Origin of the sequence: Streptomyces griseochromogenes (assembly GCF_001542625.1) — a bacterium.
Lineage (GTDB): Bacteria > Actinomycetota > Actinomycetes > Streptomycetales > Streptomycetaceae > Streptomyces > Streptomyces griseochromogenes.
Window position 1 is genome coordinate 4,514,668 of the sequence record NZ_CP016279.1, and the last position, 21,423, is coordinate 4,536,090.

Consider the following 21,423-nt stretch of genomic DNA (forward strand, 5'->3'; position numbering starts at 1 on the left):
GTGAGAGGGACCCGGAACTCCACCGCGTCCCCGGCGACGTGTGCCTGTGTCGCGTCGCGCTTCCCGCAGCCCAGGTCAGCGAGGATGATGTTCGATGCCTCAGTACGATGACATTGTCGTCGGCGCCGGCTCGGCGGGCGCCGTGCTCGCCGCGCGACTGAGTGAGGACGCGTCGCGCCGTGTGCTTCTCCTCGAAGCCGGCCCCGACTATGTGACGCCGCAGGAGACACCTGACGACATCCGCACCGGCAATGCGATGTCCTTCCAGGACCACGACTGGCAGTTCAAGGCGGACATCCACGAAGGACGCAGGATCCGTTTCCCGCGCGGGAAGGTGACCGGCGGCTCGTCGGCCGTAGGCGCCACGGTCGCGCTGCGCGGTGTTCCCGGGGACTACGACGAGTGGGCGCGGGCCGGGAACCCGGCGTGGTCCTGGCAGGAGGTGCTGCCGTACTTCCGGCGCCTGGAGGACGATCTCGACTTCGGCGGCGAGTACCACGGCCAGGGCGGCCCGTACCCGATCCGCCGCTGGCGTCCGGACGAACTGGTGCCGGGGCAGCTCGCCTTCGTCGAGGCCTGCCTCGCTGCGGGCTTCCCCGAGGCCAAGGACCACAACCACCCCGAGGCGACCGGCGTCGGCCCGATCCCGTCGAACCGGCGCGACGGGCTGCACAGGGTCACCACCGCGATGGCCTATCTGACACCGGCTCGGGAACGCCCCAACCTGGACATCAGGGCCCATACGGTCGTCGACGGGGTCGTCTTCGAGGGGACGCGCGCGGTCGGTGTGACGGCCTCCGTGGTCGGCGGCGCGTACGAGACGATCAGCGCGCGGCGCGTGATCCTGGCGGCCGGTGCCGTGGCGTCGCCGATGATCCTCATGCGGTCCGGTATCGGCCCCGCCGCGGAGCTGCGGCGGCTCGGCATCGACTCCCGCGCCGACCTGCCGGGCGTCGGCGCGAACCTCGTCGACCACCAGCGGACCGGCGCGTTCCTCGCGCCGCGTCCTGGCGCCTGCGACGCGTCGGGCCCGTTCCTGCAGGAGATCCTGCGCACGACCGCGCCGGGCTCGGACGAGACGAACGACCTGCAGTACTACATGGTGAACCACTTCGATCTGGCGCACTTCCCCGAGCTCCAGATGCTCTCCGGAACGACGATGATCCTCGGCGTCATGGTCGTGTCCCAGCGGCCGCGTTCCCGCGGCACACTCGCGCTGACCTCGACGGACCCGCTGGCGCCGCCGCGGATCGAGCTGAACTTCCTCGGAGACGGCGGCCGGGAGCTCGACCTGCTCGTGGAGGGCGTGCGCACCTCCTGGCGGCTGGCCAACCATCCGGGCATCCGGGAGCTGGCGCAGGGCTTCGTCGTCCTGCGCGAGGCGGTGATCGAGAACGACGACATGATCCGGCAGTACGTCAAGACGAGTCTCGACAGCGCCTACCACCCGGTGGGAACGGTGCGCATGGGGCCGGCGGAGGATCCCTCGACCGTCGTCGACGAGCGTTGCGCGGTGCACGGGCTCGAGTCCCTCTTCGTCTGCGACGCCTCGGTGATGCCCAACACCGTTCGCGCGAACACGAACCTCAGCTCGATCATGATCGGCGAGCGCACGGCCGACTGGCTGCGCGCGTAGCCGGATGGCACGAACCGGCCGGGGCGGATGTTCCGCCCCGGCCGGTCCCTTGTCCGCGAAGCCCCGTCAGGTCACCGGGCGCACCGTCATCGGCAGGCCGCCGCGGATCCGCAGGGTCAGCATCGCCTCGCCGGCCACCTCGTATCCGGGCACCTTCGTCAGACGCAGGTCACGCGCCACCGTGGCGAGCACGACGGTGGCCTCCATCATGCCGAGGCTGTTGCCGACGCAGAACCGAGGTCCCGCGCCGAACGGAATGTAGGAGTAACGGTTCCTGCCCGCCGACGCGGCGGAGGTGAACCGCTCCGGATCGAAGCGCGTGGGCGAGGCCCAGAACGCTGGGTGCCGGTGCAGCAGGTACGGGCAGAGCAGCACGTCGGCGCCGGCGCCGACGGGGAATCCGCCGATCTCGTCGTCCGTCCGGGCGATACGGGGGAGCAGCCAGACCGGGGGACAGAGGCGGATGACCTCGTCGAGGACCTGCGTCGTGTAGGTGAGCTCGTGCAGGCTCTCGATGGTCAACGGCCCGTGCCCGAACACCGCGACCGCCTCGTCGTGCAGCCGCTCCCATACATCCGGATGCTCGTCGAGCAGGTGGAACGCCCAGCTCAGTGTGGAGGCGGTGGTCTCGTGCCCGGCGAGCAGCAGGGTGACCAGCTCGTCGCGCATGCGTATGCGACCGACGCGCTGGTCGGGTTGCCGGCGGACCGACTCGATCAACCGCGAGACGACGTCGTCGCCGGCGGGCCCGGCAGCGCGGTCGGCGGCAAGTCGGTCGACGATGCGCTGGAGATCCCGTCGGGCACGCCGGAAGCGCGTCTGCAGGGGCAGCGGAAGCCAGAGCGGCACTTTGCCCAGCGTGATGGCGTCGAACATGGCCTGGTTCTGGACGGCCTCGAACGACCCGCCGAGCGACTCGAAGACACCGAGGTCGGCGTCGATCAGCGTGCGCCCGAGCACGCCCAGGGTGAACGCGGTCATCTCGGCGCGCATGTCCACCGGGCCCTCGCCGATGCGGGAGCGCAGCCGTGCGGCCAGCCGCTCGGCCTCGTCGCCGATGGCGCCGAGCTGACGGGTGATCCGTTTCGCCTGGAAGACCGGCTGGATCGTTCTGCGCTGCCTGCGCCACAGCTCGCCTTCGCTGGTGAGCAGGCCGTCCCCGAGGGCGCGCCGGGCGTGGATCATGCCGAGGCCCTTGGTGTAGTTCTCGGCGTTGTCGGCCAGCACGTGCTTGGCGTGGTCGGGGTGGTTGAAGAAGTAGAGCGTCTTGGGGCCCAGCGGCAGGCGGACCGCGTCACCGTATTCGGCGGCGGCCCACACCATGACGTCGAGACGGCTGCGCACCATCCTGGCGAGGACGGGGAGCGTGGAGATACGCGGCGGCCCGGGGATCCGACGGGCGCCCCGCGCGACCGGAGAACTCGCGGTCGTCACGGAACGGCCCGCCGGAACTCGGCGAGCCCCGATGCGATGCGTTGCCGCCAGATTTCGTAGGCGGGAACGGCGGAGTCGCCGGGAGTCTCGGTGCGGGCCGCGTCGGCCAGGTCCGCCGCTCGTGTCGGCGTGACACCGCAGAGCAGGCCGGTCGCCAGCGTGGTGTGCGGCGTCACGAGACCGGCTCGCAGCCGGGCCGTCGCGGCGAACACGGCGCCCTGCGCGACCTGCGGCAGGTGCTTTCCGGCGCGCCGCATGAAGGCCCGCAGCTCCTCCTCGTTCACCCCGCCCGCGTAAGTCGCGGCCAGGCCGGCGCCGCTGTAGAGGTCGGCCCGCCGCGATGCGTCGAACGCGTCGATCAGGTCGGCGGCCAGGTCGGGGTCGGTTCCGCCGACGAACCAGATCGCGCGTCCGATGCCCTGGTCGATCACACGGCTCGCGTACGAGGCCGGGCCGCCGGCCGGCCAGGGGAAGTCCGGCTCCTGATACTGGCGGCGCACGTACCGGTCGGTGTGGAAGTAGGCCTGGTGGAATCCGTACCCGTCGAGGACGAGCCAGCGCAGCAGCGGATCCGCGGCGGCGGCGGACGCCTTCGCCCAGCGGAACCGCGGCAGCCGGGCCATGGCCCAGCCCAGCCCGACGTAGATCATGTACTCGTGGTCCCTGGCCCTGCCGTCGAGGAACCCGCTCACGTTGCGGCCTCCGAACGGCAGGCCGTCGCGTATCGCGAAGCCCATGCCGGCGCCCTCGTAGGCGAAACCTCGGAACTGCCACGGCAGTTCCTCGAGACGCTCCTCGGCCTCCGCCGGCACGCGCGCCTCGGCGGCATACGCGTACCCCGTGAGGAAGGTCTCGCCGATCGTCTCCAGCGTCTCCCGCGCGGCGGGGTTCTTCACATGGAAGCCGCGGACCGAAAGGCTCGCCTCCGACGTGCTCGGCGTCAGAACCCGGCGCCTAAGGGCTCGCCAACCACTGGCCATCGTTCTCTCCTCTCGGCGGATCGAAACCCGGAGATCTGAGTGGGAGCGTGCCGACCCGTAGGCCGGCACGCCTGCTCTCTGCTTACGGTCATGACACCGCGTCAGCGCGCCGCGAGCTCCGGGGTCCGCCGCGCGGCCAGCATCGGCTCGGGAAGGAACCTGTTGTCCAGCTCCGGTAGCGCCAGCAGGATCGGCAGATCGGTTCTGTCCACGGCGCGCATGGGGATGCGGAGTTCGACGTTGTGGTCGGCCCGCATGTCGACGGGTTGGCCCGCGCCCACGAAGAGGGGATGGCGGGCCCACGGGCGCGGATCGACGTCGGCCCGGCGCACCGCCACGGCGGCGGCACGGACGTACCACTCACCGACGGGCACCGCGCGCAGCCGGTACTCCCGCACACGGCAGCCATCGGTGGGACTGTCGAGGATGTCGCAGGAGACCGGCATCCCCTCGACGATGGGGCTGCCGAACGCGCCGACATAGATGCGCAGCGGCGTGCCGCTCGGTGGCAGCACCACCGTGCCGTGCACCGCGCCGGACCGTCGGTACGTGTCCGTCTCGGAGTGCGTGAACGGCGGCAGGCCGCTGTGTGAGAGCGACCGGAAGCGGGTCGGTGACACGCCGACGCTGCGAGTGAACCGGGTGGTGAACGTTCCCAGGCTGTTGTAACCCACCATATAGGCGATGTCGGTGACGCTCAGCGACGTCTCCAGCAGAAGGTTCTTGGCCCTGTACAGGCGAATCGCGGTCAGGAAGCGTCCCGGCGACGTACCGGTGACGGACCGGAAGACCCGCGAGAAGTAGAATTTGCTCAGTACGGCAGTGTCGGCAATTTCATCGAGGGACAGTGGTTCACTGTAGTGGTCCCACATCGTCGTTATCGCGCGTTCCACCGCCACTCTCGATAACTGCACTTGAGCGCCCCCCGGTTCTCTCGATGCGCCTAGCCCATGATCGGCAGTTGATGCTCTTCATGGCAGCCTCTTGAGATGCTGCTCGACATACTTGCCGCACCCGGTCGACTACACTTCTTTGAAGTTGCCCGTACCGAGTTTGTACCGGCCGGTGTCGCGTGCCGGGTGTCGTGCGTGACGGCTGGTCAGGCTGATGCGGGATGGAAGGGGGGTGACAGCTGAGTTCAGGCTCGCGGTTCGCGCTCCTGCCCGGAGACCAGGAAGAACAGCGGCCCGGCTCCATGCGCCCCACCAGGTGTTCGGACACACCCCCCCCACCGCCCGACAGGCACCCGGGCCTGCCGCCGCAACCGCCGACGCGCGTATATCCGGCAGCGATCATATGCGCGCCTCCGAATCGCGATCAGCACGTTCCGCGAGTAAAGCAAATTGCAAGAGGTTAATAGCACGGTCGAGGTGATTCCGAATGCGTGATTCCGGCACCGTGAATCAGCGCTCGGCTTGTGCCCATTCACGGATGGCCGTGAGCTGTCTGATCTCGTTGTCCTGACGGTCCGGTAGGTTCCGGTCGGGGTGATTCCGAATGCGTGATTCCGACGCGGTGAATCAGTCTCCGGCTCGTGTTCGTTCGCGGGTGGCCGAGACCGGCTGATCCGCAGGTCGAGCAGGCCGCGCCACCGGGCCGGTTCGAGGCGCGGACGACCTGGACCTCGGCCGCGCCGACGCTCACCGAGACAGCGGGGAACCTGACGGCCTGTGAGCGCATCGAGCCGCTGCCCGACGAGGGCTCGTGCGCCGAGCTCGAATCCCGCAGAGCGGCGTCACCCTCGGACCCCGCGCCGGCGGTGCCGCGTACTCGCCGGCCCCGCGCGGCAAGCGCGTCGGCATGGTCGAGCGCGAGTACGGCAGCCAGCCAGGCTGAGCGCGCCGTTCAGCCGCGGCGCGCGCCGGCGGCCTCCAACGACGCCGCCGCCTTGGCGCTGTCATCGCCGGCGCCCATCAACATGCCGCACACCACCGTCTGGAAGCAGGCGTCGGCGTCGTAGGGCTCGATGAGGTATCCGCCGAGTTCCAGCGTGACGAGTCCGTGGACGCCGATCCACATCTGATGCGCCACGCGCGCCGGGTCGTCGGCGCGGAACCGGCCTGCCATCATGCACCTGTCCACGGCGCCCACCAGGGTCTCCAGCGTGTAGCGGCCGTGCTGCCGTTCGTCGTCCGAGAGCGCGAAGCCGCCGAGGCTCGCTCCGCCGAACATGACCGAGTACAGGTACTGATGCTCGATCGCGTTGGCCCGGTAGGCGTATCCGAGCGCCGCGACGTCGGCCACGGGGTCGTCGGTCTGCGGGACCGCGGTCATCCGGTCGTTCAGGCGCCGGAAGCCCTCGTGGACCATGGCCCTGACCAGATCGTCCATGCCGCCGAAGTAGGTGTAGACCGCGGTGGTGGAGGTGCCCACGGCGGCGGCGAGCCGACGGGTGGACAGCGCGCTCGGTCCCTCCTCGTTCAACAGGCGCGCGGCGGCCAGGATCAGATTCGCGCTGACTTCGGGGTCGGCTTGTCGGGGGCTCACCCTTGACATGGTCGCACAGGAGGTCGAGCATAACAACGTTACGTAACGCTGGTATGTGACGGAGGCGGGATGGGCGGCGCACCGTATACCCAGACAGGCGGCTACCGGCCGGTCTCCCGTGAAGTCACCGTCGTCCAGCCCGAGGTGGAGGGCGCACTGCCGCCCGAGCTGAACGGTACGTTCGCCCGCATCGGACCGAATCCCCTGGGCGCCCCCGACGCGCGCCGCCACGCGTTCGAGGGGGAGCCCATGGTGCACGCGATCCGTATCAGGGACGGACGCGCCGAGTGGTACCGAAACAGATGGCTCCGGACCGACCGGGTCTGCGCCCATCTGGGAGAGCTGCCCGCGCCGGGACCGCGCCACGGCCTGTCCGACGACGCCGGGGGCAACCTCGTCCGGCACGCGGGCCGAACCCTCGCGCTGGGCGACGGAGGCGTGCTGCCGATCCAGATCGGCCCCGATCTGGCCACCGCGGCCCGCGTCGACTTCGACGGGACGCTCTCGGCCGGGTTCTCCGCGCACCCGGAGATCGATCCGTTCACCGGGGAGATGTTCGCGGTCGCCTACTATCACGAGCCGCCGTACGTCCTCTACCTCGTCATCGGCGCGGACGGCAGGGTACGCAGGACGCTGCCGATCGCGGTGAAGAGTCCGCCGATGATGCACGCCTTCTCACTGACCGAACGTTACGCGGTCCTCTACGACCTCCCCGTCGCCTACGATCCGGCCGCCGCAGCCGGCGGCTCCCGCGTCCCGTACAGGTGGCGACCGGATCACGAGTCCAGGATCGGCGTGCTGCCGCGCGACGCCGATGCGCCCGATGTGCTCTGGATGGACGTCGATCCCTGCTACGTCTTCCATCCGCTCAACGCCTACGAGCGTGCGAACCGGATCGTCATCCACCTCGTCCGCCACGCACGGGTCTTCGACCGCGAGCCGCTGCGGCCGGGCGAGTCGGCCCCCACGCTCTGGCGGTGGACGGTCGACCCGCGCGGCGGCACGGTCGTCGAGAAACAACTCGAGGAGTACGTCGAGGAGTTCCCCAGGATCGACGACCGGTTCAAGGGCTCGTACAACCGGTACGGTTTCGCGGTCGCCATGTCCCCGTGCGGGAGCGGGGGGTACCTCGCCGGCCCCGGGCTCCTCCGCCACGACCTCGTCGGCGGCCGTACCGAGACCCACCGGTTCGGGCCGGGGCACGAGACCGGCGAGGCGGTGTTCGTACCGCGCGGCCCCGACGCCGCCGAAGCGGACGGCTGGTTGCTGAGCCTCGTGTACGACTCGGCGGACGACCGGAGCGAACTGGTGGTTCTGGACACGGCCGACTTCACCGGAGAGCCCGCGGCGGTCGTACGCCTGCCGGTGCGAGTGCCGCACGGTCTGCACGCGGCGTGGATCGCGGACTGACGGACACCGCGGCTCCTTGCGCGATCGGGTCAATTTGGAAGAAGGCGCGCGCCGTCGAGATCCTTAGTCTGGTCGGGAGTGTCCGACCGGACGAGAGGAATGCTCATGGCGCCGAGGCTTCTCGGTCGTGCCCGGGGGGAGTTCGAACACCCGGTGGCGTTCTGGTGCGGCGTGCTCGCCTGCAGCGTGGGCGTCGCGCTGCACCTGCCGATGTACTTCGGCGCGCGCGACATGCACTACGCCATGGCCGGAATGCGGCCGGACGCCGCCATGATCACGGGAATGGTACTCATCGTCGTCGGACTCGTCGCGGTGGTCCACGGCGTGCTGCCCGCGCGCGGGGGCGAGATCAAGAAGTCGGCGGAGCGTATCCGCGTCACGGCCATCGACGACGCGCCGATACGAGGTCAGCACATCGCCTTGCTCATCGTGCTCGCCATCGCGATCACCATCGACGTCATGAAGCCGGCGACGCTGTCGTTCGTCGCGCCCGGTATCGCCCATGAGTACGGCCTGAAATCGCCGGCGAATCCACACGGTCACATTCCCGTCTCGTGGCTCCCGCTCGCGGGGATCAGCGGAACGGTCGTGGGCTCGTGGGTGTGGGGCTCGCTGGGCGACCGTATCGGGCGGCGCTCCTCGATCCTGCTGGCCGGAATCCTCTTCGTCACCACCTCGATCTGCGGTGCGATGCCCGGCTTCTACTGGAACCTGCTGATGTGCTTCATGATGGGGATCGGTGTCGGCGGCATGATCCCGATCGCCTTCGCGCTCATGGCGGAGACGATCCCCGCGCGCCACCGCGGCTGGCTGATGGTGCTCATCGGGGGCGACATCGCAGGCGCGTACGTGGCCACGAGCTGGCTGGCCGGATGGCTGACGCCGACCTACAGCTGGCGCATCCTCTGGCTCATCGGCCTGCCCACGGGGCTGCTGTTCATCGCGCTGAACCACTGGATCCCCGAATCACCCCGCTACCTGATCGCCCGCGGCCGGGGTGAGGAGGCCAGGGCGATCATGGCCAGGTACGGCGCGGCGGTGCGGGAGGTCCCGTCCGGCGCGGAGGTGCCCGAAGGGCCGGCCCGCAACGGCTACCAGCGGCTCTTCCGGCGCCCGTTCGCCGGTCCCACCCTCGCGATCACGGTCCTCGCCATCGGCGCCGGCCTCGTCACGTACGGCTTCCAGCTCTGGGTGCCGACCAACCTGCAGCACCTCGGGTACTCGGAGGTGAAATCGGACTACGTCGTGCGCAACGCGGCGCTGCTCGGGCTCCCCTTCACCGTGCTGGTGGCCATGGCGTACGGGTGGTGGGGGAGCCGTAGGACGATCGTGACGCTCTCGGTCACGTCGGCGCTGACGCTGGGCGGCTTCGTGGTGGCCGGCAACTCGCTCGCGCACCACCGTCTCGCGCTCTCGCTGCTGCTCATCGTGCCTCTCTCCGCCATCAGTTCGGTGGCGGCGGTGGTCTCCGCGTACGCCGCCGAGGTCTACCCCACGATGCTTCGCTCGCGCGGTTCCGGCCTCGCGGCCGGCATGACCAAACTGAGCGGGGTGCTGATCATCGCGACCGTCGTCGCCGCCACGACCGTTCCCTCGATAGCGGTGACCGCGATCGTCGGCGCGGTGCCACTGCTGCTGGCGGCCGCCCTGTTCCTGTGGATCGGACCCGAGACCAAGCGCCGCAGCCTCGAGGAGATCACCGGCGAGCTATTGGCCACCGAAGCCGCCTAGCCCGCCCACCGAGAGCCGGCAGCCGAACGGCCCGACGCCTGAGGGCGCCGGGCCGTTCGGCGTGCCGAGCAGGGCGTCCCCGCTGTCGAATCCGATCCGATTGTCCGCCGGGAAGACAGGCCGTTTGCCTCACGCACAGGGAGGTTCCGGTCCGGGAAATCGTCGAGGGCTCGGCGGCGTTGGTCATGTGTTCCTCATGGAATTATGCATAACGGCCGCGCGACGCGATCGCCAATCGCGAGTACCGGATTCGGCATCTTCAGGATTGCGCTGATTCGGTGCCGAACCCTTTAGCGACGGCAAGGCAAGAGAAGCCCCGACACAAGCACCGGGGTCATCCTGGTCGTGGCGATTGGCAGGCGCTCTCACGGATGCTCATCCACGGACAACCGCGATTTTGGGGAACCATGGGAACTCAGCGATATGAAGTGGCAATCCTCGGGTCGGGAATTGGCGGCTCGATGCTCGCGTGCATCCTCGCCCGGCACGGGGTCTCGACTCTTCTGCTGGAGGGAGCGAGCCATCCGCGATTCACCATCGGTGAGTCATTGATACCGGAGACCGGCCTGCGACTGCGAATCGTCGCCGACAAGTACGGCGTCCCGGAGATCGGGTGGATCGGCACATTCCACAAGCTACGCAAACACGTGAGCAGCAATTGCGGTGTCAAGCGCTCCTTCGGCTTCATGTATCACCGCGCAGGTGAGGAGAACCGTCCCGAGGAGATCAACCAGTTCGGGACGCTGACGCCGCCCGCCGGACCCGACTCGCATCTGTTCCGCCAGGACACCGATGCCTTTCTCGCGGCGCTCTCGGTCAAGTACGGGGCGACGTTCCGCTCACAGACGCGCATCTCCGACATCACCTTCGGAGACGACGAGGTCGAACTGCGCGCGGCCTCGGGCGAGACGTACCGCGCCAAGCTCCTGATCGACGCCTCGGGCATGCGGTCGATGGTCTCGGACCAACTCGGCATGCGCGACGAGGTGCCGCGCTTCCGCACCGACACACGCACGATCTACACCCACATGATGGGCGTCAGAAGCGCCGATCTGCTGTTGGACCCCAAAGGCCGGCGCAATCTGATCTCGCCGCTCGGCCAGTCCACGATGCACCACGTCTTCGACGGCGGCTGGATGTGGGTCATCCCGTTCAGCAACCACCGGGACGCCACCAACCCGCTCACCAGCGTGGGGCTGATGCTCGACCGGCGCAAGCACCCCGATCCGCAGGGGACGCCGGAGCAGGAGTTCCGCCGGGTCATCTCCGCCTACCCGACCGTGGCGCGGCACTTCGCCGAGGCGAACGCCGCACGGCCGTGGGTCAGGTCGGGCCGCATCCAGTACTCCTCGCCGCACCTGATCGCGCCCCGTCTGATCCAGCTGCCGCACGCGGCCGCGTTCATCGACCCGCTCTACTCGAGCGGTATGTCGGTGCTCGTCGTCGCGGTCGACCTGATCGCCGAGTCGCTGCTCAAGGCCGTCGCGGAGAACGACTACGCGACCGAGCGATTCAAGTTCATGGAGGACGTGGTCAACCGCGGGTTCGACCACTACGACACGATCGTGTCAGGGTCCTTCGACTCGTTCGCGAGCTACGACACCTGGAACGCGTGGAACCGCAACTGGGTGATGGGGAGCCTGCTCGGCACGTTCGGCCCGCTGTCGCTGCTGATGCACTACCACAAGACGAAGGACCGCTCGTACCTGGAGAAGACCACCGAGCCGAGCCGCATGGGCGTGCTCGGCAGCCACCTGCCGGGTGTCGTCGACATGGCGCGGGCCTCGCGCGCGGACATGGACGCCGCGATCGCGGGCCGGATCACCCACAAGGAGGCGAGCGAGCGCATCTTCGCCCGGTTCCGAGCGACCGACTTCCTGCCGCCCTACATGGGCTTCGGCGATCCCAGGAAGACCGCCACGGCGACGTTCACGCTGATCCCCGGTGCCCGCCACGTCACGTGGTACCGGATGCACGGCGACCCGGTGTACCGGGACAACTGCACCTTCCCGCTGATGACGTACGCACGCGACGGTGCGACCTTCGTGCTGGGTGAGGCGCGGGACGCGTGGCGGCGCAGCTTCTCCGCCCTGCGTGACGTCTTCTTCGCCCACAACAGCGACTGGCGCCACATCGCGCCGGCACTCGCTGAGCACGGAGAGCTCGTGACGCCGGTTCCGGCGTCCGCGCCCTCCGCGGAGGAACCGGCCGGACTCGACGGCGCCGAGGCCCCCCGGAGCGCGGCCTCGGCGACCGGAGTCGGCTGAGCGGGCCGCGCCGGGGCGTGGGGCCGCGTGCGACGGAGCACGCCCGCGGCCCCGCGCCCCGCCCTATCCGCCTCCCCGGTGCTCGGGCCACGCCTCCGGCCGCCCGTCCGATGAGACGCCCGCACCTTCATGACGTTGTTTCGAGAGGAGATCGCAGTGAGGCTGAGCAAGCGTCTTCGTCGGCTGGTGCCGGGAGTGCTGGCCGTCGTGGTCGGCGCATCGCTGTACGCCGTCGCGAACAACGCGGTCGCGGTGTCCGGCGGTCCGCAGACCGCCGCGCAGTACAAATTCCAGGAACTGCCCATCGCGCTGCCGCCCGGTTACGACAACCAGCACATGAACACGATCCGGGAGGTGAACCCGGCGTACAAGAAGATCCGCTCCTGGATCTCCGCGGTCGGGGCCAGTGTCGCCATCAACGATGTCACCGGCCACGGCCGCGCGGACGGCATGTGCATCGTGGACACCCGGACGAACAAGGTGATCGTGACGCACACGCCCACCGCGCCGGCGGCCGACCGGTTCACGCCGTTCCTCCTGAACCCGGCGCCGCTGCCGTACGACGACACGATGGCGCCGACCGGCTGCGCGGCCGGCGACTTCACGGGCGACGGCCGCATGGGCTTCCTCGTGACGTACTGGGGACGGACGCCGATCCTCTTCCTGCCGAAGTCGACCGCCACGACGCCCTCGCCGAGTGCGTACGTGCCGCGGGAGCTCGTGCCCTCGCACTCGCCCGACGGCAAGTACCACGGCCCGCGCTGGAACACCGACGCCGCGTACGTCTCGGACCTCGACGGCAGCGGGCACCCCTCGATCATCATCGGCAACTACTTCCCCGACTCGGACGTCCTGGACCCGAAGGGCCTGAAGAACGTCACGATGACCAACAGCCTTTCGTCCGGGAACAACGCCGGCGGCGACCACGTACTGCGCTGGAACGGCGCGACCTCGGGCGCCCGTCCGAGCGCCGCCTACGTCGAGGAGGAGGGGGCGATCCCGTTCCAGATCTCGACCGGTTGGACGCTCGCGATCTCCGGGGCCGATCTCACCGGCGACGGCCTGCCGGAGCCCTACCTCGCCAACGACTTCGGCCACGGCCACCTCCTGTACAACGAGTCGACCCCGGGCCACATCAGGTTCACCGAGGCCAAAGGCCGGCGCACGGGGACGACTCCCAAGTCGTTCGTGCTCGGAAACGGCTCCTTCAAGGGCATGGGCGTCGACTTCGCCGACCTGAACAGCAATGGCAAGTTCGACTTCTACGTCAGCAACATCAACGTCGCCTGGGGCCTGGAGGAGAGCAACCTGCTCTTCATCAACCATGCCGCGGACGACGCCGACATGACGAAGCAGCTCAGCAAAGGCGTCGCCCCCTTCACGCAGGAGGCGCAGCAGTACGGCCTGGCGTGGACCGGGTGGTGCTGGGACGTCAAGGCGGGGGACTTCCTCAACCACGGCGAACAGGACGTGATCCAGACCGACGGCTTCATCAAGGGCACCGTCAACCGGTGGAACTGGCTGCAGGAGGCGGCCACCGAGAACGACGACCTGCTGATCAACCCGGCGATGTGGCCCAACTTCCAGCCCGGCGACGACGTCTCGGGCCACGAGGCCCTCGCCTTCTACGCCAAGAATTCCAGCGGGAAATACGTGAACATCAGTTCCAGGCTGGGCCTCGCGGTGCCGACTCCGACCCGCGCCGTCGCCACCGGTGACACGACCGGCACCGGCACCCTGGACTTCGCCGTGGCCCGGCAGTGGGGACCGCCGGCGTTCTACGCCAACCGGGCGCCGGACCGCGGCAAGTCGCTCGAACTCGAGCTCTACCGTCCGTCCACCGACCCGGCCCACGCCGGCAAGGGCCTGGAGGCGATCGGCACGCCCGCGTACGGCGCCACGGTCCGGATCACGACACCGCAGGGCACCCAGGTCTCACAGCTCGACGGCGGCGGCGGACACGCCGGTTTCCGCAGCTTCGACGTCCACTTCGGGATCGGTTCGTACAGCGGCCCCGTGTCCGTCCACATCCAGTGGCGTGACGTCGACGGAGGCCTCCACCAGCAGACGCTGAAGCTCAAGCCCGGCGTCCACACCCTCATGCTCACCGGCACCGCCCAGGAGGTTTCGAGCCGATGACCGCCGTCGCGCACCCCTCTCAGGCCGGCAGCGCTCAGCCGAGCGCGACGGCCGAGCCCACGAAGCCGAAGCCCGATCCGCGGTATCTCGCGCTGCGCAACTTCGCCATGTCGATCACCGTCTTCAACGTGTTCGGCTACACCCTGCTCGGCTTCGAGCAGCCCTACCTGTGGCCGGTCTTCGCCCTGTTGACGGGGTACGCGACCGAGATCACCTTCGAATTGATCAGCGCGTGGGCGTACCAGCGGCGGCCGCGGTTCCTCGGCGGGGGAGTGCGCGGTCTGTACGAGTTCCTGCTGCCGGCGCACATCACCGCCCTCGCCGTGAACATGCTGCTCTACGCCAACAACCAGATCCTGCCGGTCATCTTCGGCGTGTTCGTCGGTGTCGCCGGCAAGCACGCCTTCCAGGCGCCGATCAACGGGCGCATGCGGCACTTCATGAACCCGTCCAACTTCGGCATCACGTTGTCCCTGGTCTGCTTCGGCAGCTGGGTCAGCATCGCGCCGCCCTACGAGTTCACCGAGAACGCGAACACGTACTTCCGGGTGATGATCCCGATCATCATCGCCACGGCCGGCACCGTCCTCAACACCATGCTCACCCGCAAGGTGCCGCTGATCGTCGGCTGGATGGGCGGCTTCGCCATCCAGGCCTTCGTACGGCACGGCATCTGGGACGTCGCACTGTTCTCCGCGCTGGGCTCGATGACCGGCGTCGCGTTCGTGCTCTTCACCAACTACATGATCACCGACCCGGGTACGACGCCGATGAAGGGGCGCGCCCAGTTCATGTTCGGCGGCTCCGTCGCGTTCGTCTACGGGATCCTGATGCAACTGAACATCACCTACACCCTCTTCTTCGCGCTCGTGATCGTCTGCGGCTTCCGCGGCCTCGGCTGGTGGGGCGCGTCCTTCGTCCAGCGCCTGCGGTCCGGGCGCACACCCGACGCCACGGCGGGGAACGGAGAGGTCCCGGCCCGGGTGCCCGAGACGACGGATCTGGGGGCGATACGGGCATGAACGGCCACCGGATCGCCGTGGTCGGCGTCGCCTGCCGCTATCCCGACGCGGACTCGACCGAGCAGCTCTGGCAGAACGTTCTCGCCGGCCGGCGGGCGTTCCGCCGGCTGCCGGACGAGCGCATGAACCTCGACGACTACTACTCGCCCGATCCGGCGGCGCCCGACCGCTTCTACACGCGCAAGGCCGCCGTCCTGGAGGGTTTCGAGTTCGACCGCGTCCGGTACCGGGTCGCGGGCAGCACCTTCCGGTCCACGGACATGACCCACTGGCTGGCACTGGACACCGCGGCGCGCGCTCTGCGGGACGCGGGCTTCCCCGGCGGCGAGGGGCTGCCGCGTCCGGCCACCGGCGTCGTCATCGGCAACACCCTGACCGGCGAGTTCAGCCGCGCCAACCTCATGCGGCTGCGCTGGCCGTACGTGCGCCGCACGGTCGGCGCCGCCCTGCGCGAACAGGGCTGGGACGACGCCGCGCTCGGCGCCTTCCTGGCCGGGCTCGAGACGCGCTACAAGAGCGCCTTCCCGCCGATCGACGAGGACACCCTGGCCGGCGGCCTCGCCAACACCATCGCGGGACGCGTCTGCAACCACTTCGACCTCCACGGTGGCGGCTTCACGGTCGACGGCGCCTGCTCGTCCTCGCTGCTCTCGGTGGCGACGGCGGCCAACGCCCTGGCGAACGGCCAGCTCGAGGTGGCCATCGCGGGCGGCGTGGACCTGAGCATCGACCCGTTCGAAGTCATCGGCTTCGCCAAGACCGGCGCCCTCGCGACCGGCGAGATGCGCGTGTACGACCGCGGCTCCAACGGGTTCTGGCCCGGCGAGGGTTGCGGCATGCTCGTGCTCATGCGCGACGAGGACGCGGTCGCGCGCGGCTTGCGCCGGTACGCCGTACTCGCCGGCTGGGGCTACTCCTCCGACGGCAGGGGCGGCATCACCCGGCCCGAGGCCGCCGGGCACCGGCTCGCGCTGCGGCGCGCCTACGACCGCGCCGGGTACGGCATCGAGACCGTCGCCTACCTCGAAGGCCACGGCACCGGCACCGCCGTCGGCGACGCGACCGAACTGCGGGCGTTCGGCGAGGCGCGCCGCGCCGCCGACCCCGCGGCGCCCGCGGCGGCGATCAGCACCATCAAGGGCAACATCGGCCACACCAAGGCGGCCGCCGGCGTCGCCGGCCTCATCAAGGCGATCCTCGCCGTGTACCACGAGGTCATCCCGCCGGCCACCGGTCATGTAGACCCCCACCCCGAACTGACGGGGGACCGGCCCGCGTTGCGCGTGCCGCTCGAACCGGAGCCGTGGCCGGCCGGCCACCCCGTCCGCTCCGGCGTCTCGTCGATGGGGTTCGGAGGCATCAACGCACACGTCGTCGTGGAGCACGCCGACCGCGCTCCGGACGCGGGGCTCGGGCCGGAGGTCGAGGCACTGACGCGGTCACGGCAGGACGTCGAACTTCTCCTGGTGGACGCGGAGAACCTCTCGGCGCTGCGCGGACGGATCGCACAGCTGGCCGAGCTCTGCGGCAGACTCTCCTTCGCCGAACTCGGTGACCTCGCGGCCACACTCGAGCACGAGCTGGCCGACCGTCCGCTCCGCGCCGCGATCGTGACCGGTGATCCCGAGGAGGCGGGGCGGCGCTTCGCCACACTGCTGACGATGCTCGACAACGGGGCGCGATCCGTGGTCGACATCGCACACGGTGTCTTCCTCGGCACCTCCGCGCGGCCACCGCGGATCGGATTCCTCTTCCCCGGCCAGGGAGCGGGGCGGCGCGGAGACGGCGGAGCACTGCGACGGCGGTTCGCCGAGGTCGACGAGCTCTACCGCACCCTGCCGATGCCCCCCGGCGCCGACCTGGTCGCGACCGAGATCGCCCAGCCGAGGATCGTCACCTCGTCCGTCGCGGGCCTGCGCGTGCTGGCCCTGCTCGGCATCGAGGCCGTCACGGCCGCGGGCCACAGCCTGGGCGAGCTGACCGCGCTGCACTGGGCGGGCGCGATGGACGAGGCCGGCCTGCTCCGCACGGCCGCGGCGCGCGGCCGCGTCATGGCGCGGGCGAGCGACGGCGGCGGCACCATGGCGAGCGTCGTCGCGCCGCCGCAGGCGGTCGTCCCGCTTCTCGTCGGCGAGCCGGTGGTGATCGCCGGATACAACAGCCCTGAGCAGACGGTCGTCAGCGGACCGGCCGACGCTGTCAAGAGGGTCTGCGCACGGGCCGCCGCCCAGGGCTTCTCGGCGAACGAGATCCGGGTCTCGCACGCGTTCCACTCGCAGGCCGTCGCCCCGGCGGCCACCGCGTTCCGCGACCACCTGCGGGGCGAACGCTTCGCTCCGCTCGCCCGGACCATGGTCTCCACCGTCACCGGCGGCACCCTGCCGGCCGAGACCGATGTGCCCGGCCTGCTGACCCGTCAGGTGCTCGACCCGGTGCGATTCACCGAGGCGGTCCGGACGATGGCCGAAGAGGTCGACCTCTTCATCGAGGTCGGGCCCGGCAGGATCCTGCGTACTCTCGCCGGAGAGATCGCCCCCGGAGTGCCCGCGGTGTCGCTCGAGGCCGACAGCATGTCGCTCTCCGGCCTGCTGCACGCGGTGGCAGTCGCGTACACGCTCGGCGCGCCCGTCCGCCACGGTGAGCTCTTCCGCGACCGCTTCACGCGGCCGTTCCCGCTCGACAAGGAGCTGCGCTTCCTGACCAGCCCCTGCGAATCGGCACCGGTGCACGATCTGCCGATTCTCCAGACGCCGGCAACTGTTCGGACTCCCGAAGCGCAGACTGCTGCGGCACCGGTGGCGGTGGACGGTGCCGACACGCTGGACGTGCTGCGGCGACTCGCCGCCGAGCGGGCCGAGCTGCCCCTGGAAGCGGTGAGCGCGCAGAGCAATCCCATCGACGAACTCCACCTCAGCTCGATCACGGTCGGCCAGATCGTCACCCAGGCCTCGCGGGAACTCGGACTGACGGCGCCGCTGGCGACCTCGGCGTTCGCGACGTCGACGCTGGCGCAGCTGGCCGAGATGCTCGACGAACTGGGCGAGACCGCGCGCTCCGGAGACGAGCGCGCCGCGGCCGACGTCGCCGGCGCGGGATCCTGGGTGCGCGCGTTCTCCGTCGAGCTCGTGCCGGCCGAACCCGGGCCGGCGGTCGCTCCGCCCGCCGACGGCGACTGGCAGCTGTTCGCCGCCGACCGGCACCCGCTCGCGGCCGCCCTCCACACCGCGCTGCGGCGGGCCGGACTAGGTGGCGGAGTGCTGCTCTGCCTGCCGCGCGGCTGCGACGAGAGCCACACACCGCTGATGCTCGCCGCCGCGCGCGCCGCCCTCTCGCCCGGCGCGCCGGGACGCTTCGTCGTCGTCGGCGACCGGCGCGGCGCGGCGGGTCTCGCCAAGACGCTGCACCTGGAGGCGCCCGCTGTCGTCACCACCCTGGTCACCCTGCCCTTGGCGGAGTCGATGCCGGCCGAGCTCGTGGCGCGGACGGTGCCGCGGATCGTCGCCGACATCGCCGCGACCGCGGGCTTCAGCGAGAGCGTGTACGACGAGGCCGGAGTGCGCCGCGTCCCGTTGCTCCGGCCGCTGCCGGCGCGGCGCGGGCCCGGCGGGCCGTCCGCCCTCGGCGCGCAGGACGTGCTGCTGGTGACCGGCGGCGGCAAGGGCATCACCGCCGAATGCGCGCTCGACCTGGCGCGTACCACCGGCGCGGCGATCGCGCTCATGGGCCGCTCCGCCCCGGACTCCGACCAGGAACTCGCGGCGAACCTGGCGCGCATGGCCGCCGCGGGCGTGACCCACCGGTACGTGCGCGCCGACATCACCTCCGCGGACGAGGTCAAGGCGGCGGTCGAGGAGGTCCGCCGGACGCTGGGGCCGGTGACGGCGATTCTGCACGGCGCCGGCCGCAACGTGCCGCAGGTGCTCGCCAACCTCGACGAGTCCTCCTTCCGCCGCACCCTCGCGACGAAGATCACGGGGCTGGAGACCGTGCTCGCCGCCGCGGACCCGGCCACGCTCCGGCTCCTCGTCACCTTCGGCAGCATCATCGGCCGGGCCGGCCTGCGCGGTGAGGCGGACTACGCCACGGCCAACGACTGGCTGACCGACCTCACGTACCGGATCCGGGACGAGTACCCGAACTGCCGCTGCCTCGCGCTGGAGTGGTCGGTGTGGTCGGGCACCGGTATGGGCGAGCGACTCGGCGTGCTGGAGTCGCTGATACGAGAGGGCATCCGGCCGATCCCACCGGACGAGGGCGTCGCCGTCCTCCGGCGGCTGCTCACCGACCCCGATGCGCCCACCTCGGTCGTGGTCATGGGCCGCGCCGAGGGCCTGCCCACCATCATGCTCGAACCGCGCGAACTGCCGCTGTTGCGCTTCGTCGACCGGCCCCGCGTGCACTATCCCGGCGTCGAACTCGTCGTCGACGCGGACCTCTCCGCCGACGACGACCTCTATCTCGCCGACCATCTGCTCGACGGCGACCTGCTCTTCCCGGCGGTGTTCGGCATGGAGGCGATGGCCGAGGCGGCCATGGCGCTGACCGGAAGGTCCGGCCCACCGGTGCTCGAGGATGTCGAGTTCCTCCGCCCCGTCGTCGTCCCCGTCGACGGGAAGACCACGATCCGGATCGCCGCACTCGTCACCGAGGAAGGCACCGTGCAAGCGGTGATCCGCAGCGACGAGACCGCTTTCCAGGCGGATCACTTCCGCGCCACGCTCCGCTTCGACGTGCCGCCGCCGGACGACAAGGCGCCCGCGGCGGCGGTCGAGGAGGTCCGGGTGCCGCTGGCGCCGATGGAGGATCTCTACGGCCCGGTGCTCTTCCAGGGTGACCGGTTCCAGCGCCTCCTGGGCTACCACGACCTGGCCGCCAAGGGCTGCGTGGCCGAGATCTCCACTGTGGCGGCCAAACCGTGGTTCGGCGGATTCCTGCCGTCCGACCTCGTCCTCGCCGACCCGGGCACCCGCGACGCGCTCATGCACGCGATCCAGTGCTGCGTGCCCGACGCGACCCTGCTGCCCGCCGCGACAGAGCGCCTGTACCTCGCCGATCCGGCCCGCGTGCGTGCGCTCGACCGGGTCACGCTGCACGCCGCCGAACGCTCCCGCGACGGCGACACGTACGTGTACGACCTCGAGGTCCGCGATCCGGCGGGCGCGCTCGTCGAGCGCTGGGAGGGGCTGCGGCTCCGGGCCGTGCGCAAGCGGGACGGCGCGGGACCGTGGACGCCGGCGCTGCTCGGCCCGTACCTGGAGCGCCGGTCCGAGACGGTGCTGCCGACCGCGCTCCGCATGGCCGTCTGGCCGGACGGCCAAGAGTCCGCCGGCGACACGGCCGGCCGGCGCGAGCGGACCGCTCGGACGCTTGGCCTGGCGCTGGGCCGGAAGCCGAACCTCAGCTACCGGCCGGACGGCAGGCCCGAGGCCGACGGAGGGGTCGAGGTCTCCTCCTCGCACGGCGCGGGCGTGACGTTCGCGGTGGCCGCGGACCGGGCCGTCGGGTGCGACGTCGAGCAGGTCGTGGCGCGGTCGGCGCAGGAGTGGACCGACCTGCTCGGCACGGAGGGATTCGCTCTGGCCACGCTCGTCGCCGGCGAGCGCGACGAGGACCTGTCGGTCGCCGCCACGCGCGTCTGGGGAGCACAGGAGTGCCTGCGCAAGACCGGCCACGCGCGCGCCGGGCTGGTCGAGATCTCCGGGCCGAGGGCGGACCGTTGGGTCGTCCTGCGCTCGGGGGCCGCGCAGATCGCGACGTTCCCCACGACGCTGCGCGGGCTCGCCGCACCTGTGGTCTTCACGATGCTGACGGAGTCGAGGGAGAACGGGACATGACCGAGCGACCGTACTACGAGTACCTGCACCTCGTCGGGTTCGAGGAGACCAACCTCGTCGGCAACGTCTACTACGTCAACTATCTGCGCTGGCAAGGGCGGTGCCGCGAGATGTTCCTGCGGGAGCACGCCCCAGAGGTGCTCGACGAGATCCGCGACGATCTCAAGCTGTTCACGCTCAAGTGCGAGTGCGAGTACCTGGCGGAGATCACCGCGTTCGACGAACTGTCGATCCGGATGCGCCTTGAGGACCTGACGCAGACCCAGATCGGGTTCGCCTTCGACTATGTGCGGTTGCGCGACGGGCTCGAGGACCTGGTCGCACGGGGGCGGCAGCGGGTCGCGTGCATGCGCGGCCCCAACGCCGACACCCGTCCGGCCAAGGTGCCCGCCTCCCTGCGCAAGGCGCTGGAGCCCTACAGCGCGGCCGCTCCCGCGGCCCGGCCGCGGGTTCTCGCCGACGTCGTGAACGGTGACTGACGCC

General features: G+C 70.4%; 13 protein-coding genes. 9 read left to right on the forward strand and 4 right to left on the reverse strand.

All coding sequences use genetic code 11. The annotated features are described in order from the left end of the window. The first annotated feature begins 94 nt into the window (after positions 1-94). Positions 95-1,636 carry a GMC family oxidoreductase gene (locus tag AVL59_RS19180; RefSeq protein ID WP_067305896.1) on the forward strand — a complete coding sequence of 514 codons (1,542 nt, stop codon included), beginning with the start codon at positions 95-97 and terminating at the stop codon, positions 1,634-1,636. 66 nt (positions 1,637-1,702) lie between these two features. Here AVL59_RS19180 and AVL59_RS19185 read toward each other — a convergent pair whose 3' ends face one another. The 3 genes from AVL59_RS19185 to AVL59_RS19195 form a co-directional block, all read right to left on the reverse strand. Beyond that, the gene (locus tag AVL59_RS19185) at positions 1,703-2,983 is read right to left on the reverse strand and encodes a cytochrome P450 (protein WP_079146791.1); all 1,281 of its coding nucleotides are present in this window, start codon (positions 2,981-2,983) and stop codon (positions 1,703-1,705) included. A gap of 83 nt (positions 2,984-3,066) precedes the next feature. Continuing rightward, on the reverse strand, positions 3,067-4,050 hold the full coding sequence (locus AVL59_RS19190; RefSeq protein ID WP_067305901.1) for a DUF1702 family protein: 984 nt from the start codon (positions 4,048-4,050) through the stop codon (positions 3,067-3,069). 101 nt (positions 4,051-4,151) lie between these two features. After that, positions 4,152-4,949, reverse strand: coding sequence for a helix-turn-helix transcriptional regulator (locus AVL59_RS19195; protein ID WP_237281552.1), 798 nt, complete (start codon positions 4,947-4,949; stop codon positions 4,152-4,154). Between the two features lie 805 nt (positions 4,950-5,754). Between AVL59_RS19195 and AVL59_RS55605 the strand changes: the two genes are divergently transcribed. Next, positions 5,755-5,886 (forward strand): hypothetical protein, encoded by a 132-nt coding sequence (locus AVL59_RS55605; protein ID WP_257785088.1) that lies wholly within the window; start codon positions 5,755-5,757, stop codon positions 5,884-5,886. A 9-nt stretch (positions 5,887-5,895) separates the two neighbouring features. Here AVL59_RS55605 and AVL59_RS19200 read toward each other — a convergent pair whose 3' ends face one another. Further along, positions 5,896-6,537 carry a TetR/AcrR family transcriptional regulator gene (locus tag AVL59_RS19200; RefSeq protein WP_067305906.1) on the reverse strand — a complete coding sequence of 214 codons (642 nt, stop codon included), beginning with the start codon at positions 6,535-6,537 and terminating at the stop codon, positions 5,896-5,898. A gap of 69 nt (positions 6,538-6,606) precedes the next feature. Between AVL59_RS19200 and AVL59_RS19205 the strand changes: the two genes are divergently transcribed. The 7 genes from AVL59_RS19205 (at position 6,607) to AVL59_RS19235 (ending at position 21,419) form a co-directional block, all read left to right on the forward strand. Then, the gene (locus AVL59_RS19205; RefSeq protein WP_067305908.1) at positions 6,607-7,947 is read left to right on the forward strand and encodes a carotenoid oxygenase family protein; all 1,341 of its coding nucleotides are present in this window, start codon (positions 6,607-6,609) and stop codon (positions 7,945-7,947) included. A gap of 105 nt (positions 7,948-8,052) precedes the next feature. After that, positions 8,053-9,678 carry an MFS transporter gene (locus AVL59_RS19210; RefSeq protein WP_067305910.1) on the forward strand — a complete coding sequence of 542 codons (1,626 nt, stop codon included), beginning with the start codon at positions 8,053-8,055 and terminating at the stop codon, positions 9,676-9,678. 428 nt (positions 9,679-10,106) lie between these two features. Next, on the forward strand, positions 10,107-11,945 hold the full coding sequence (locus tag AVL59_RS19215; protein ID WP_159399952.1) for an NAD(P)/FAD-dependent oxidoreductase: 1,839 nt from the start codon (positions 10,107-10,109) through the stop codon (positions 11,943-11,945). 156 nt (positions 11,946-12,101) lie between these two features. Next, on the forward strand, positions 12,102-14,084 hold the full coding sequence (locus AVL59_RS19220) for an ASPIC/UnbV domain-containing protein (protein WP_237281553.1): 1,983 nt from the start codon (positions 12,102-12,104) through the stop codon (positions 14,082-14,084). Beyond that, on the forward strand, positions 14,081-15,106 hold the full coding sequence (locus AVL59_RS19225; RefSeq protein WP_067305915.1) for an enediyne biosynthesis protein: 1,026 nt from the start codon (positions 14,081-14,083) through the stop codon (positions 15,104-15,106). The genes AVL59_RS19220 and AVL59_RS19225 overlap by 4 nt, the downstream gene beginning before the upstream one ends. Then, entirely contained in the window at positions 15,103-20,940 is a 5,838-nt protein-coding gene (locus tag AVL59_RS19230; RefSeq protein ID WP_067305917.1) for a type I polyketide synthase, read from the forward strand. Before AVL59_RS19225 ends, AVL59_RS19230 begins: the two co-directional genes overlap by 4 nt. After that, entirely contained in the window at positions 20,937-21,419 is a 483-nt protein-coding gene (locus tag AVL59_RS19235; RefSeq protein WP_067305919.1) for an acyl-CoA thioesterase, read from the forward strand. Before AVL59_RS19230 ends, AVL59_RS19235 begins: the two co-directional genes overlap by 4 nt. Positions 21,420-21,423 lie beyond the last annotated feature (4 nt).